Source organism: Rhizorhapis suberifaciens (genome assembly GCF_014200045.1).
Taxonomy (GTDB): domain Bacteria; phylum Pseudomonadota; class Alphaproteobacteria; order Sphingomonadales; family Sphingomonadaceae; genus Rhizorhapis; species Rhizorhapis suberifaciens.
The window spans coordinates 24409-38249 of sequence record NZ_JACHOV010000007.1; the positions used below are offsets into that span (position 1 = coordinate 24409).

The window sequence follows — 13841 nt, forward strand, 5'->3', positions numbered from 1 at the left end:
CTAGTGACCCGAATCTGAAGTTCGTTACACAGGGAAGCGGGCGTCGAAATAAAGGGCGGTGCCCGATTTCATGGAGGCATAATTGATCAAGAACATCGCATTCCTGGCCGTATCAGCGCTCGCGCTCGCGGCTTGTCAGGATCAGGCAGGCGGGGGAAATGGCGGCGGGGCGCGCGACCAGATCCGCGCCGTAGGCTCGTCGACCGTCTTTCCATTCGCGACGGCGGTTGCCGAACAGTTCGTCAACAATAATCCCGGCATGAAATCGCCGATCATCGAATCAACCGGCACGGGCGCAGGCATGAAGCTGTTTTGCGCAGGCGTCGGCGCGGGTAATCCCGATATTGAAAATGCGTCGCGCCGGATGAAGGCATCCGAGTTCGAGATGTGCCAGAAGAACGGCGTCAAGGACATCATTGAGGTTCAGGTTGGAATTGACGGGCTTGCCTTTGCGGAGGCCACCAAAGGGCCCAAGTTCAAACTGACGCCCAAGCAGATCTATGAAGCGCTGGCTGCCGCCCCCTATGGCAAGGAGCAGAAGGCCGAAAAATGGTCCGACGTCGATCCCTCCCTGCCCGCGATCGCGATTTCGGTCTTCGGTCCCCCTTCCACTTCCGGCACCCGCGACGCCTTTGCCGAGCTCATCATGGAAAAGGGCTGCAAGAGCGACCCCGCCATGGAAAAACTGAAGGAAAGCGATGAGGACAAGTACAAGGAAACCTGCACCAAGGTGCGCGAAGACGGCAAATATGTCGATTCGGGTGAGAATGACAATCTGATAGTCCAGAAGCTTGGCGCGAACCCCAATGCCGTCGGCATCTTCGGTTACAGCTTCCTTGAAGAAAATCTCGACAATGTGCGCGGCATTCCGCTCAACGACATAGAGCCAAATTACCAGAACATCGCTGACGGCAAATATCCGGGTGCGCGGCCGCTTTATATCTATGTGAAGAAAGCGCATGTGACTGCCATACCAGGCCTAAAGGAATATATGGCAGAATTCGCCAAAGCCTGGGCGCCCGACGGCTATCTGGTGAAACGCGGCCTTATTGCAGCGCCGGACGCGGTGCGGAGCGCTAATGCAGAAATTGCGAAAAACCTGACCACCCTTGAAGGGGCGGACCTGAAGTAATATCCGCCCGCGGTGCGCCTGCCCACCCATAGGGGCAGGCGCACCGAGAGTGAGTTTTGTATTTGCCTAGGGGTAAAGCGGCGTGAATGGCCTTGCCATCTTGTTCTTGATTGTAGGTCTTGGCGGCATCGCCTGGCTTAGCGCGCGCGCAAAGGCATCACGCTTGCGCGCGGGCGGAAACCAAAGACTGCACAGCTTACCCAATTATCATGGCTGGTATGTGGCGCTTTGGACCGCGCTGCCCGCTCTACTGTTTCTGGCCGTCTGGAGCAATGTGTCGCCGGGCCTGGTGACGCAGGCAGTGCTGAGCAGTCCCACTGCTGCTGAACTACCAGAAGATGCTTTCGCCAGGGGAGCAATCCTGTCGGAAGCGCGCAACATCGCCAACAACCGCCAGGCTGCTGCTTTCAATCCGCTCGCGCAGAAATTCGTGCCGCTTTATGCCGAAACCCAGACTCGATATAATTCCGCAGGGCTTTTTTTGGCGCTGATACTGGCTTTTGCGGGAGGAGCTTATTCCTTTACGCGCATCCGCCCTGATTTCCGCGCACGCACCCGCGTCGAGCGGCTGATCATGATGGCCCTGCTGTTCGCTTCGCTGATTGCTATTGTGACGACCGTTGGCATTGTCGCATCGCTGCTGTTCGAATCCGCTCGTTTCTTCAGCATGGTTTCGCCTTTCAATTTTCTGTTTGGCACCAATTGGAGCCCGCAATCGGCTGCCCTAGGCTTTGGCCATGAGAACGCCTTTGGAGCGATACCGCTTTTCTGGGGCACAATATTCATCGGCGCGATCATCGCGATGCTGGTGGCCATTCCGCTGGGCCTGATGAGCGCCATTTACCTCACCCAATATGCCCAGCCTGCCGTGCGAAAATGGATGAAGCCCATCCTCGAAACACTCGCCGGCGTGCCTACGGTTGTCTACGGCTATTTCGCCGCTCTTACCGTGGCTCCAGCGCTACGGGACTTCGCCGTCGCCATCGGCATCAGCAACGCCTCGTCGGAATCGGCGCTTGCTGCCGGCCTGGTGATGGGCGTGATGATCATTCCTTTCGTCAGCTCCATGGCCGATGACAGTATCGCGGCTGTACCGCAATCGATGCGCGATGGTAGCCTTGCCATGGGCGCGACAACCAGCGAGACGATAAAACGCGTCCTGATTCCTGCCGCGCTTCCAGGCGTCGTTGGCGGCGTGCTTCTGGCCGTCAGCCGTGCAATCGGAGAGACCATGATCGTGGTCATGGCCGCAGGACTTGCTGCCAACATGACCGCCAACCCATTCGCCAGCGTAACCACCGTCACGACCCAGATCGTGCAGTTGCTGACGGGCGATCAGGAATTCGACAGCCCCAAGACGCTCGCCGCCTTTGCGCTTGGCCTGGTGCTGTTCATCGTCACCTTGCTTCTCAACATCGTCGCTCTGCGCGTCGTCAAGAAATACCGGGAGGCCTATGACTGATATGGCATTGGAGCGCGCCTCCCTGGGCCTGGTTGGGACGTCTCGCGTTCCCACCGACTGGAAAACGCAGCAGATGCAGCAGCGCATCGGCAAGCGCTATGCTGCGGAGCGTCGGTTCAAGTTGTTGGGCCTGCTGGCTATTTTGATCTCGGCAGGCTTCCTGGCTTTCCTGCTCATTACCATGATCGGCAATGGCGCACGTGGCTTCACGCAGACGACAGTCGACCTTCCAATCGATTTCCGCTCCGCGCCGGTCATGGTGGATCCCGCCATGCTGAAAGACGGCAATGCGGACATGATATTGTCCAACGCCAATCTTCCCGCCGTGGTCGCGGAGGCCGCGAAAGCAGCGCTGGGTCCCGACGGCGAAAACCTCATTTCTCCCAATAGCTGGCTGACTTTGCGTGACGCGATCAAGGCAGATCCGACCTTATTGACCCAGGAAACCGCTATCTCCGTCCCAGCATCCACCCAGATCGATCTCGCCGCAAAGGGCGAAGCCAGTTCAGAGGCTGAAGCCGCCTATGCCCAACTGAAAGCCAAGGGACTTGTGTCCACGGGCTTCAACGGCGGCTTTCTTACAGAGAGCGATGCCACCGATCCGACGCAGGTCGGCATATGGGGAGCATTTAAGGGCTCCTTGTTGACGATGGTGGTAACCTTGGTGTTGAGCTTTCCGATCGGGGTGCTGTCGGCGCTTTATCTGGAAGAATATGCGCCGCGAAACCGATGGACCGATCTGATCGAAGTGTCGATCAACAATCTGGCTGCGGTGCCATCGATCATCTTTGGCTTGCTCGGCCTCGCCATTTTCCTCAACATCATGCACCTGCCGCGCTCTGCCGCGCTGGTCGGCGGGTTGACGCTGGCGCTGATGACCATGCCGGTGATTGTGATCGCTGGCCGCAATGCCATCAAGGCGGTGCCGCCATCCATTCGCGACGCGGCGCTAGGCATTGGCGCTTCGCCTGTCCAGGTGGTCTTTCACCACGTCCTGCCTCTGGCGCTGCCCGGCATTCTCACCGGCACGATTATCGGCATGGCCCGGGCGCTTGGCGAAACCGCGCCGCTTTTGATGATCGGCATGCGCGCCTTCATCGCCACTCCGCCGGGCGGAATAACTGATCCGGCAACGGTCCTGCCGGTCCAAATCTTCCTTTGGTCGGACGAGGTCAGCAAAGGTTTCGTTGAAAAGACATCGGCCGCCATCATCGTCCTTCTGGCCTTCCTGCTCGCCATGAACGGCCTCGCCATCTATCTCCGCAACAAGTTTGAGAAGCGCTGGTAACTATGACCACAATGATCCAAACCAAGGAAGCGCCCACGCTTCAGACATCCAAAATGGCCGCCCGCGACGTAAACGTCTTTTACGGCGACAAACAGGCGATCAACAACGTGTCCATTGACGTGGACATGGAAAATGTAACCGCTTTCATCGGACCGTCGGGCTGCGGAAAGTCGACTTTCCTGCGGACGCTCAACCGCATGAACGACACCGTCGCCAATGCGCGGGTGGAGGGCGAAATCACTCTGGACGGCGAGAACATCTACGCTTCCAGCATGGACGTGGTACAGTTGCGCGCCCGCGTCGGCATGGTGTTCCAAAAGCCCAATCCCTTCCCCAAATCGATCTACGAGAATATAGCCTACGGGCCGCGTATTCACGGACTTGCGGGATCGAAGGCCGATCTGGACGTGATCGTGGAACGCTCGCTGCGCCGGGCGGGCCTGTGGGAAGAGGTGAAGGACCGGCTGCACGACAGCGGCACCGCACTTTCCGGCGGCCAGCAGCAGCGGCTGTGCATCGGCCGGGCCATCGCGGTCGAGCCGGAAGTCATTCTAATGGACGAACCCTGCTCGGCGCTCGACCCCATCGCCACGGCGAAAATCGAAGAGCTGATCCACGAATTGCGGGGCAACTACGCCATCGTGATCGTGACCCACAATATGCAGCAGGCCGCCCGCGTGTCGCAGCGCACCGCCTTCTTCCACCTGGGAACCCTGGTGGAATATGGCGTTACCTCCGACATTTTTACCAATCCCCGTCAGGAACGGACGAAGGATTATATCACCGGCCGTTACGGTTAAGGCTAACAGGAGGAAGACACATGGCTCTTGGAAGCGAACATACGCTCAAGGCTTTTGACGAAGATATCGATCGGCTTCGCGGCCTTATCTCCGAAATGGGCGGAAGGGCGGAGGCGGCGATCACTGAGTCGATAACGGCGCTCACCCGCAAGGATTTGGGACTCGCCGCCCATGTAGTGGCAAATGATCATAAGATCGACGAGCTGGAAGCCGAGATCGAGAAGCTGGTGGTGCAGACGATCGCGTTGCGCGCGCCGATGGCGGACGATCTGCGCGAAGTCGTCGCCGCACTGAAGATCGTGGGCGTGATCGAACGGATCGGCGACTACGCCAAGAACATCGCCAAGCGCGTTCCGCTGATCGCCGAGAGCAGCAGCATCAAGCCCAGCACATTGCTGCCTGCCATGGCGCAGGTGGCAGGAGAGATGGTGCACGATGTACTGAACGCCTTTGCCGCGCGCGACGCCAGCTTGGCGGAGGCGGTCTGCGGCCGGGACAAGGTGGTCGATGACTTTTACAACAGCATCTTCCGAACACTCGTCACCTATATGATGGAAAATCCGCGGCACATCACGCAATCCGCGCATCTCCTCTTCATCGCCAAGAATATCGAACGCATAGGCGATCACGCCACAAACATTGCCGAAATGGTATATTTCGCCGCCACCGGCCAGCATTTGCCAGAGCGCGAGCGTGGCGAGCATCCAACGGAACCGCACGAGGAATAAGCGATATGGCGCGGGCCAAAATGCTGCTGGTCGAGGATGACGCCGCGCTGGCGGAACTGTTGATATGGCACTTCAAAAGGGAAGACTTCGAGGTCGTCCATACCGTCGATGGTGAAGAAGCCCTGTTGCTGGCGCAAGAGAGCACGCCGGATATCGTGCTGCTCGACTGGATGGTGGAAAGCTTGTCAGGCCTGGAGGTTTGCCGCCGCCTGCGCCGGATGAACGATACGGCGAATGTGCCCATCATCATGCTGACGGCACGCGGCGAGGAAGAGGACCGGGTCCGGGGCCTGGAAACAGGCGCTGACGATTATGTCACCAAGCCCTTCTCCCCGCGCGAACTCGTCGCGCGGGTTGGGGCCGTCCTGCGCCGTGTGCGCCCGGCGCTCGCGGGTGAGACGTTAAGCTTTGCGGACCTGGAAATGGATACGGTTGGGCATAAGGTCCGCCGGGGCGGCAGCATGGTTCCGCTCGGACCCACCGAATTCAGGCTGCTGAAGCATTTTCTGGAGCATCCCGGCTGGGTATTCTCACGCGAGCGGCTGCTGGACAGTGTCTGGGGCCGGGACAGCGATATCGAACTGCGGACGGTGGACGTGCATATCCGGCGGCTGCGCAAAGCGATCAATGTCGATGGTGCGCGGGACATTATCCGGACGGTGCGTTCGGCGGGGTATGCACTAGATACCGATGGAGGCTGAGGGACAACGGGGCTCCTGCGAAGGCGGGGAAGCCGCCTATCGGGCATCGGCCTCCCGTGCCATCTCCTCACCCCTGTCGCGGGCTGCACGTAGCGTTTCGGTGAGCAACGCCAAAAGCCGTTCGTCCCTGTCCAGCACGTTCATGCCTTCACGGGTCATGCCGCCGGGGCTCGCCACCCGGTCCGCCAATATGGCAGGCGTCTCGTGGGCCTGAACCGCGAGTGTGGCACCGCCCCGGACGGTCGCCAAAGCCAGACGCTCCGCCTGATCGGAGGAAAGACCCAGCCGCGCGGCAGCCGTCGCCAGAGCGTCAATGAAACGAAATAGATAAGCGGGGCCGCAGCCGGTGAGCGCAGTCACCAGATTGAATTGCGCCTCATCGGCAATCCACTCCGCCAAACCCAGCGGCTGCATCAGCGCTTCGATCTGGTTCCGGACGGCCGGGCCGGTGCGGCTGTCGGCGTAAAGGGCGCAAACGCCCTGCCCCACTCCCACCGGCGTGTTGGGCATCAGCCGAACCACGTCGGCAAAGGCGGAAAAATGGCTGCGCAGGCTGCTGGTTTTGACCCCAGCCAAGATGGAAACCAGTCGCAGATCTTTACCAGCAATAGCGGCCATTTTGGACGCCACCTCGCCCAACTGATACGGCTTCATCCCCAGTAAGACCACAGTGCCATCGCGCAGTTTTTCGGGCCAACGGTCCGTTACGCTGACGCCTCCCGGCACTGCTCGACCGCTTGGCCGATAGACCGCGACGTCGGCAGGATTGAGCCCGCATTCCAGCCATCGGGCAAGCATTTGTCCCGTCATGTTGCCGCAGCCGACAAGAAACAGGCTTTCGGGAAAAATCTGCGCCGCCATCAAACCGTTCAGGCCTCGCCGCGGGTTTCGATGAGAGACGCCGAAATTGCGTCGCGTGGCGACTTGCCGCCCCAAAGGACAAATTGGAACACAGGATAGAAGCGCTCACACTCGTCCAAAGCAGTTTCCACCAGCGTTTGCGCCTGATCCAGGCTTAACGTTTCGCCGGAACCGAGCAACGCGCCATTGCGAAACAGCACCAGGCCGCTATTCGACCACAGTTCGAAATGACCCAGCCAAAGCTGCTCATTGATCAGACCCAGCGTTTCGTAGATGGCTGCGCGCTTTTCTTCCGGCACCCGAATGTCGGGCAATGCGAGCAACTGCAACACCTGATCCTGTTCTCGCCAGATCGCCCGCAGTTCATATTGCGCCCAACTGCCTTGAGTCGTTGCGACGATCTCTTCGTCACCTACATGCTCGAAGGCCCAGCCATGGGCTTCGAAATAGGCGGCGAGCATGTCAATCGGTGCGGCTTCGTCCCGCCCACTCTCAAATTCATCGCCTTCCATCATATCTTTCTTCCTGCCCGCCATCGGCGACATTAACAGTCTTGGGGGGCTGTGCACAGATCAAGCCCTGCGATCTGTGAATGAAACTGTGGAAAGACTGTGGACAACTTGTCCCGCCATTCACGCGGCATTGCTGCGATGCGTTTATTAAGTCTTATTTTTACGGAGATTTTTTCTGGCCGCCCTTCGCCTCAAGGGCGTCAAGGCGCGCCTTCAGCGCATCCGCCTCTTCCCTTGCCTTGGCAGCCATTTCCTTGACGGCTTCAAATTCGTCGCGGCTCACAAAATCGAGACCGCCAATCCACTCTTTCGCACGCTCGCGCGCCGCCGTTTCCGCCTCACGGGTCATTCCAGCCAAGGTGCCGGCAGCGCCGTTGATCAGCTTGGCAAGATCATCAAGAAAACGATTTTCAGTCTGCATGTCCGGCCTCAAAGCGCTGGAGAAACTAAGCGCCCTATATCTGGGTATGCACAGCCGGTGCAACAAGCCTTTCAGCATCAGGATTAAGCCGCCAAATCTCATAATTGAGGTAGGTGGCAAAGGCGACCCACAGAAGAAATGGCACCATAAGCGCCGCCGCCGCAGGGCGGACGCGAAGAACGATCAGGCTTGTCACGATGCCAAGGCCGAAGATCGCGATGATCAAATATAGTGCCGCAGTAATTTGATGCGCGGCGAAGAATATGGGCGACCAGGAGAAAAGGAGAGCCAGCAAAAGCAGGAACGAAGCCACTGCGCCCCAGCGAAAACGTGCGCCCCTGGCATGGAGCAGCATCGCCAGGGCAAGACCAAGCAACAGGTACAATAGCGGCCAAACAACGCCAAAAACCCAGGCTGCAGGCATGAGATCCGGCTTTTCCAGCGCGGCGAACCAACGGTTCAAATATCCGCTTCCCGACATTCGGCCAAAAGCGATGCCCAGCAACAGGACCAATGGCACGGTGAACAGAGTCCAGCGCAGATAGGACATGCGAAGCTGCGATCTGGATGCAATCTGATTCATCGGACCTGCTCCCCCAAGAGGCTCCTCATATACAAAAAGACTTTGCATTGCAGCGCAATACAAAGACCACCATGACCTAGTCTGACAAAGTTATCAATTACTCAACAGGCTGCAACCTTCAGAATTCGCTCGACCCGAACGGGAAAGAGGGAGATGTTCAACGATTCCCTCAGAAATCCCGAGCCAATTCGCTGCGCATTTCCGGTCCGATGATAGCGATATGCCCGTAATTCGAATGATCGATGTGGAACATTGCCTGCCCCTTTTCGCTTTTCCAGGCCGCGATTTGTGCGTCGGTGAAGGGGAAGTGCAGGAAATGTACGCTCGACGCCTTTCCTTCCACGTTGCTGCGTTCGACATCACCCTCGGGCAGAGCGTTTACGCGCTCGCCATCGATGCTGAGATAAATATGATCTTCGATACCGCCAAGCCGGCCCAGCACACGAGCGCGCATTTTCGGATCGTCGATTTCGAACATCAATGTGCAAGTCAGGTCGCGGCCGTTCGGGATCATCGGGTTGTAAGCGGCCATTTCGTCCTTTAGCTGCTCCTCGCCGCCTTTTTCGATGCGCAGCATTTCATGGATCTGCCACCACATCGTATCCCAATTTTCAAAATGCACTGTCACATAGGGACCGACCGAAAGCCGCCGGAAACGTTTCCGGACCAGATTTTCCTGCCGCTTTTCGGCGCGGATCGTTTCATAGGCGCCAAGGTCCATAATGTCTTCGGCAGTGATGATGCGCTGATTCCGGGGCATCTCTTAGCTCCAATTATAGTCCATAGGCCCGCGCCATCACTTCGATGGGATGGCCGATCCGCTCCGGCACATTTGGCATGCCCGACAGTTCCATGACCTGGCGCAGATGCTGTCCAGCGAGCGGGCATTCACTGACCATGTAATTGGGGGCGCTCTTTTCCATATTGCGCACCGCGGGACGGCCGATCTTTACGGCCTTGTCAAAATTCTTCGAAAAAATGCCCCATTTGCCGCCATGCCCGGAACAACGATCCGTCAGCAACGGCTTTGCGCCGGGGATCAGCCTCAGCATCTCCAAGGCCTTGGGTCCCATATTCTGCGCCCGGCTATGGCAGGCGAAATGGACCGCAATGCTGGCAGGCATTTCATCAATCGGAGCAAGGCCGCATTCCCTGGACAACAGGACCATATACTGGCTGAGGTCGTAGGTGTGGGCGCTGAGTTTCCTGATGACTTCATTGCCAGGGTTGAGCAGTGGCCATTCGAATTTCAGCATCAGCGAGCAGCTCGTCGTTAGCGGCACTATGTCAAAGCCTTGCTCGATAAAGGGCGTGAAATGCTCTGCGATACGCTCCGCCGCGCCGGAAACTGCCGCGAGATCGCCATTTTCAAATTTCGGCATGCCGCAGCATTGGGGATGCTCTATCCGGACCTCCACGCCATTATGCGCCAGTACCTTCATGGCGGCCTCGCCGGGAGTCTGGTCGTTGAAATTACCGTAGCAGGTCGCATAAAGCACCACCCTTTTGCCAAAACCGGGGGCGTCAGCATTGGGCGCCGGAATGCGGGGCGCCGCCTTTTTCGTAAATGGCGTGTCGGCGAAAGCGGGCAAATGGGCACGTTTATCGACACCCAGCATTTTTTGCAGGACGCCGCGCGCAGGACCGTCTTCCTTGGTCGCCATATTAGCCAGGCCGTCGAAAAGAGTGCCGAGCTTGCCGTTGCGATCGGTCTTTGCCAGCTCCCGATCCGCAAAGCCCGTCATGCCCTTCTTGTGCTCGACCGCACGATAGCGCAGCATGAGGTGCGGAAAATCGACATTCCACTCATGCGGTGGCACATATGGACACTTCACCATGAAGCACATGTCGCACAGCGTGCAGTTGTCTACGACCTTCTTGAACTCCTTGCTGTCCAGATGCTCGACATCTTCATGGGGGCTTTCGTCAACCAGATCGAAGAGCGTCGGAAAGCTGTCGCACAAGTTGAAGCACCGGCGGCAACCATGGCAGATATCGAAGATGCGGCGCAGTTCCGCGTCCAGCGCATCTTCATCGTAGAAACCCTCATCCTGCCACGCGATAGGGTGACGGGTCGGCGCTTCAAGGCTGCCTTCTTTCATGGACGTGACCTTTTCTCCTCTCTCCTTTTGGGCAAGAGGTCAGGGAGGGATGCAAAAAAGCTTCGCCCCGATTGCGACACCCCTCACCCGGTTCAGCTTCCGTTGCTCTTCTCCCCTCAAGGGAAAAGGAAGAAAATCAGGCGAGCGCTTCCAGTCCTTCCAAGGTTTTCTGGAATTTGCCGGCGTGGCTCTTTTCCGCCTTGGCGAGCGTTTCGAACCAGTCGGCAATTTCGTCAAAGCCCTCCTCGCGAGCGGTACGGGCCATACCGGGATACATGTCGGTATACTCGTGGGTCTCGCCCGCGATAGCCGATTTCAGATTGGATGAGGTATCTCCGATCGGCATGTTGGTGGCCGGATCGCCGCCACCGGATTGGAGGAATTCCAGATGGCCATGCGCGTGGCCGGTTTCGCCCTCGGCCGTGGAACGGAATACGGCCGCGACGTCGTTATAGCCTTCGATATCGGCCTGCTGCGCGAAATAAAGATAGCGGCGATTTGCTTGGCTTTCACCTGCAAAGGCAGCCTTCAGATTATCCTCGGTCTTTGAACCATTAAGTTCCATGGCTTTTCTCCTTGAACTTGAAAGCGCCGCCAAAGGAGACGGACCTTCGAAGCCATGGAAGATTAGACCAGCGGGTAGGGTAGCGCTAAAAGGATTTCTAAATATGACTGATCGATTAAAGCGATCAGTACAGCAATATTAAATGGTAATTGATATTCATTCTCAATGCAAGTGCTCCGCCACATCGGCAAATGCGGCGGAGTCAATTGAGCGGATTCGCTTAGGCGGCCAGCAACTTTACCCGTACCCGCTTTTTGCGCGTCCGGATCGCAACGCCCGCCAATCCAAAGCCGGCGATCATCATGGCCCAGCTTTCCGGCTCCGGCACTGCAAACGCCAGGGTCCCTGAATAAGAGCCGTTGCCACCCGACGTGCCGTTGATCACCAATGTCTGTTCTCCGGCTGAGACCGGAACCTTGAGAGAGCGGAATTCAAGCAATCCCAAGCTGGCGATGTCAAAATCCTGGCCGTTCAGTTTAACCGATGTGAAGTCCACATCGTTGAGAAAGCTGACTGCAATGGACGAAATCGTGGCGCCGACCGAGCCCATTCCAGGCACGGTGAATTTCAGCGTATCGCTAAACGCTCCGCCGGCAATGCTGAAATGCTCGAACGTGCCTGTCGTACCGTCGAAGGAAATAACGGCCGCAGCATGTGCGGGCGCCGATACGACCGTCGCCGACACAGCCATGGCCGCCGCAAAAAGCAGTTTCTTCATATATGATCCCCTGTTTGAAAACGAAATTACTGTTGCGACCGGACGCCTTATCTTTGACCGGTTCATAACAGTTAAGGATCAGTAACCAAATAGCTGTAATTGCGTCGTTTTCTCCAGATCGGATATAGTTGAGGGGAACTTTACCAGCCGCACTGCTTCCCCTTGTTCTGCTGCGTCAACCAAGCCTGCAGCGGCGCGAAATATTCTATCATGGCCTCCCCCGACATTTCCCGGCTGCCCGTAAATGCCTCCAGCGCATCTGGCCAGGGTTTGGAGGCTCCCATTTCCAGCATTGCGTTCAGCCGGTTTCCGACCTGCTTGTTGCCATAGAAGGAGCAGCGGTGGAGCGGTCCCTTCCATCCCGCCGCATCGCAGGCGGCCTTGTAGAATTGGAACTGGAGCAGCCTGGCGAGGAAATAGCGTGTGTAGGGCGTATTGCCGGGAATGTGATATTTCCCGCCGGGGTCAAATGCCGACTCCGGGCGATCCACCGGCGGCTTGATTCCTTGATATTGAAGACGAAGCGAAGTCCATGCGTCATTATAGCCTTGCGGCTTGATTGCACCGCTGAACACGCCCCAGCGCCATTTATCGACCAGCAAGCCGAAGGGCAGGAATGCGATCTTGTCCATCGCCTGCCGCAAAAGAAGGCCGATATCCTTGTCCTCACTGGGAACCTTCGCCCGATCCAGCAAGCCGATCTGCACCAGATAATCGGGCGTAATCGACAAGGCGACCATGTCGCCGATCGCTTCATGAAAACCGTCGTTCGCGCCGTTGAGGTACAGGAAGGGCTTTTTATTATAGGCCCGCTGGTAATAATTATGTCCAAGTTCGTGATGAATGGTGACAAAGTCGTCACCATTGACCTTGGTGCACATCTTGATCCGCAGATCGTCCTTATTATCGATATCCCAGGCGCTGGCGTGACACACAACCTCGCGGTCCTGAGGCTTCGCAATCATTGATCGTTGCCAGAAGGTCTCCGGCAACGGAGCAAAGCCGAGCGAAGAGAAAAAGCCCTCTCCGGTTTTCACCATCCTGACCGGATCATAGCCCTTGGCCACCAGCAATTGCGTGGTATCGAAGCCCAGATCGCCTGCACCCTTGGGGGCAACGATGTCATAGACATTGCCCCACTCCTGCGCCCACATATTGCCGAGCAGGTCTGCACGGATGGGTCCTGTGTCAGGTTGCACCTTCGCGCCATATTTTTCATTCAACTTGCTGCGGGTGTAGCAGTGCAATTCGTCATAAAGCGGCTTGACCTGTTTCCAGAGCTTATCGGTCAGCGCCGCGAACTCATCGGCAGGCATGTCATATTGCGACCGCCACATTGCGCCCACATCTTTATAGCCAAGTTCCACAGCGCCCTTATTGGCGATCTCCACCAGGCGCGCATAATCCTGTTTCATCGGCGCGCCGACATTGTCGTGCCAGCTTACCCACATTTCCTGAAGCTGCGCCGGATTGCGGTTCGTACCCATTTCGGCTTCGATATCGCTGCCGTTGATGGGCTTGCCATTAAGCGTGCCTTTGCCCTTGCCATAGAAGGATTGCAGCTTGGTAGCGATCTTATTCAGTTCCGCCGCTGCGCCCGAAGTCGTGGGCGCCGGCAGGACAAGCCCGCCGCGCAGAATGTCCAGCTTTCGCTTCACATCGGGGGACAGTCCCGCCACCTTTTCATATTTCGCCGCCTCAAGAGCGAAGCGCACCGCCATTTCGGTTCCTTGCGCACCAAATTTTGCCGCCAGCGCATCGGTGTCATCGGTGATATAGGTGGCGTTGATCCAACTCATTCGGGAAGCATCCACCGAATAGTCGAACAGCGCCTTTTCCGCCGTCGCGACGAAGGCCTCGGCCTCAGCGGCTGTGGGCTTGGCGGGCGCGGGAGCGGCCACAACGGGTGCGGAAAGGAGAGCAGCGGCAAGGGCGGCCAAAGAAACAACGAACTGCATGATTATCGGT

15 protein-coding genes are annotated in these 13841 nt (G+C 57.7%); 6 read left to right on the plus strand and 9 right to left on the minus strand.

The genetic code is table 11. From position 1 onward, the window contains the following. The first annotated feature begins 85 nt into the window (after positions 1-85). From HNQ99_RS09820 to phoB, 6 genes are all read left to right on the plus strand, one after another. On the plus strand, positions 86-1132 hold the full coding sequence (locus HNQ99_RS09820) for a substrate-binding domain-containing protein (RefSeq protein WP_184475644.1): 1047 nt from the start codon (positions 86-88) through the stop codon (positions 1130-1132). Positions 1133-1214: 82 nt separating this feature from the next. Then, complete coding sequence (gene pstC / locus HNQ99_RS09825; RefSeq protein WP_184475485.1) at positions 1215-2594, plus strand: phosphate ABC transporter permease subunit PstC; 1380 nt, start codon at positions 1215-1217, stop codon at positions 2592-2594. Beyond that, entirely contained in the window at positions 2587-3882 is a 1296-nt protein-coding gene (gene pstA / locus HNQ99_RS09830; RefSeq protein WP_246414888.1) for a phosphate ABC transporter permease PstA, read from the plus strand. Before pstC ends, pstA begins: the two co-directional genes overlap by 8 nt. Before the next feature lie 2 nt (positions 3883-3884). Continuing rightward, positions 3885-4682, plus strand: coding sequence for a phosphate ABC transporter ATP-binding protein PstB (gene pstB, locus HNQ99_RS09835; protein ID WP_407692315.1), 798 nt, complete (start codon positions 3885-3887; stop codon positions 4680-4682). A gap of 20 nt (positions 4683-4702) precedes the next feature. After that, the gene (phoU, locus tag HNQ99_RS09840) at positions 4703-5410 is read left to right on the plus strand and encodes a phosphate signaling complex protein PhoU (RefSeq protein ID WP_184475486.1); all 708 of its coding nucleotides are present in this window, start codon (positions 4703-4705) and stop codon (positions 5408-5410) included. A gap of 5 nt (positions 5411-5415) precedes the next feature. Further along, positions 5416-6111, plus strand: a complete 696-nt coding sequence (gene phoB / locus HNQ99_RS09845) for a phosphate regulon transcriptional regulator PhoB (protein WP_184475487.1) — start codon at positions 5416-5418, stop codon at positions 6109-6111. Between the two features lie 36 nt (positions 6112-6147). Here the strand turns inward: phoB and HNQ99_RS09850 are convergent, their stop codons facing one another. From HNQ99_RS09850 to HNQ99_RS09890, 9 genes are all read right to left on the minus strand, one after another. Continuing rightward, positions 6148-6972, minus strand: coding sequence for a pyrroline-5-carboxylate reductase family protein (locus HNQ99_RS09850; RefSeq protein ID WP_184475488.1), 825 nt, complete (start codon positions 6970-6972; stop codon positions 6148-6150). Between the two features lie 8 nt (positions 6973-6980). Beyond that, positions 6981-7487 (minus strand): type III secretion system chaperone family protein, encoded by a 507-nt coding sequence (locus tag HNQ99_RS09855; RefSeq protein WP_184475489.1) that lies wholly within the window; start codon positions 7485-7487, stop codon positions 6981-6983. A gap of 157 nt (positions 7488-7644) precedes the next feature. Then, positions 7645-7905: an accessory factor UbiK family protein gene (locus tag HNQ99_RS09860; protein ID WP_184475490.1), complete on the minus strand. Its 261-nt coding sequence runs from the start codon at positions 7903-7905 to the stop codon at positions 7645-7647. Positions 7906-7939: 34 nt separating this feature from the next. Beyond that, entirely contained in the window at positions 7940-8488 is a 549-nt protein-coding gene (locus tag HNQ99_RS09865) for a TspO/MBR family protein (RefSeq protein WP_184475491.1), read from the minus strand. A gap of 169 nt (positions 8489-8657) precedes the next feature. Continuing rightward, positions 8658-9248, minus strand: coding sequence for a DUF3501 family protein (locus tag HNQ99_RS09870; RefSeq protein ID WP_184475492.1), 591 nt, complete (start codon positions 9246-9248; stop codon positions 8658-8660). Between the two features lie 13 nt (positions 9249-9261). Further along, the gene (locus HNQ99_RS09875) at positions 9262-10590 is read right to left on the minus strand and encodes a heterodisulfide reductase-related iron-sulfur binding cluster (RefSeq protein ID WP_184475493.1); all 1329 of its coding nucleotides are present in this window, start codon (positions 10588-10590) and stop codon (positions 9262-9264) included. A gap of 136 nt (positions 10591-10726) precedes the next feature. Continuing rightward, a complete protein-coding gene (locus tag HNQ99_RS09880; protein WP_184475494.1) occupies positions 10727-11155 on the minus strand; it encodes a rubrerythrin family protein in 429 nt (142 codons plus the stop codon). 220 nt (positions 11156-11375) lie between these two features. Beyond that, positions 11376-11873 (minus strand): FxDxF family PEP-CTERM protein, encoded by a 498-nt coding sequence (locus tag HNQ99_RS09885; protein WP_184475495.1) that lies wholly within the window; start codon positions 11871-11873, stop codon positions 11376-11378. A 140-nt stretch (positions 11874-12013) separates the two neighbouring features. Next, positions 12014-13831, minus strand: a complete 1818-nt coding sequence (locus HNQ99_RS09890; protein ID WP_184475496.1) for a M2 family metallopeptidase — start codon at positions 13829-13831, stop codon at positions 12014-12016. Positions 13832-13841 lie beyond the last annotated feature (10 nt).

Excerpts from the sequence above, each read along its gene's own strand:
- pstA (WP_246414888.1), top strand. The coding sequence starts at position 2,587 with ATGACTGATATGGCATTGGAGCGCGCCTCCCTGGGCCTGGTTGGGACG.
- pstB (WP_407692315.1), top strand. The coding sequence starts at position 3,885 with ATGACCACAATGATCCAAACCAAGGAAGCGCCCACGCTTCAGACATCC.
- phoU (WP_184475486.1), top strand. The coding sequence starts at position 4,703 with ATGGCTCTTGGAAGCGAACATACGCTCAAGGCTTTTGACGAAGATATC.
- phoB (WP_184475487.1), top strand. The coding sequence starts at position 5,416 with ATGGCGCGGGCCAAAATGCTGCTGGTCGAGGATGACGCCGCGCTGGCG.
- HNQ99_RS09850 (WP_184475488.1), bottom strand. The coding sequence starts at position 6,972 with ATGGCGGCGCAGATTTTTCCCGAAAGCCTGTTTCTTGTCGGCTGCGGC.
- HNQ99_RS09855 (WP_184475489.1), bottom strand. The coding sequence starts at position 7,487 with ATGATGGAAGGCGATGAATTTGAGAGTGGGCGGGACGAAGCCGCACCG.
- HNQ99_RS09860 (WP_184475490.1), bottom strand. The coding sequence starts at position 7,905 with ATGCAGACTGAAAATCGTTTTCTTGATGATCTTGCCAAGCTGATCAAC.
- HNQ99_RS09865 (WP_184475491.1), bottom strand. The coding sequence starts at position 8,488 with ATGAATCAGATTGCATCCAGATCGCAGCTTCGCATGTCCTATCTGCGC.
- HNQ99_RS09870 (WP_184475492.1), bottom strand. The coding sequence starts at position 9,248 with ATGCCCCGGAATCAGCGCATCATCACTGCCGAAGACATTATGGACCTT.
- HNQ99_RS09875 (WP_184475493.1), bottom strand. The coding sequence starts at position 10,590 with ATGAAAGAAGGCAGCCTTGAAGCGCCGACCCGTCACCCTATCGCGTGG.
- HNQ99_RS09880 (WP_184475494.1), bottom strand. The coding sequence starts at position 11,155 with ATGGAACTTAATGGTTCAAAGACCGAGGATAATCTGAAGGCTGCCTTT.
- HNQ99_RS09885 (WP_184475495.1), bottom strand. The coding sequence starts at position 11,873 with ATGAAGAAACTGCTTTTTGCGGCGGCCATGGCTGTGTCGGCGACGGTC.
- HNQ99_RS09890 (WP_184475496.1), bottom strand. The coding sequence starts at position 13,831 with ATGCAGTTCGTTGTTTCTTTGGCCGCCCTTGCCGCTGCTCTCCTTTCC.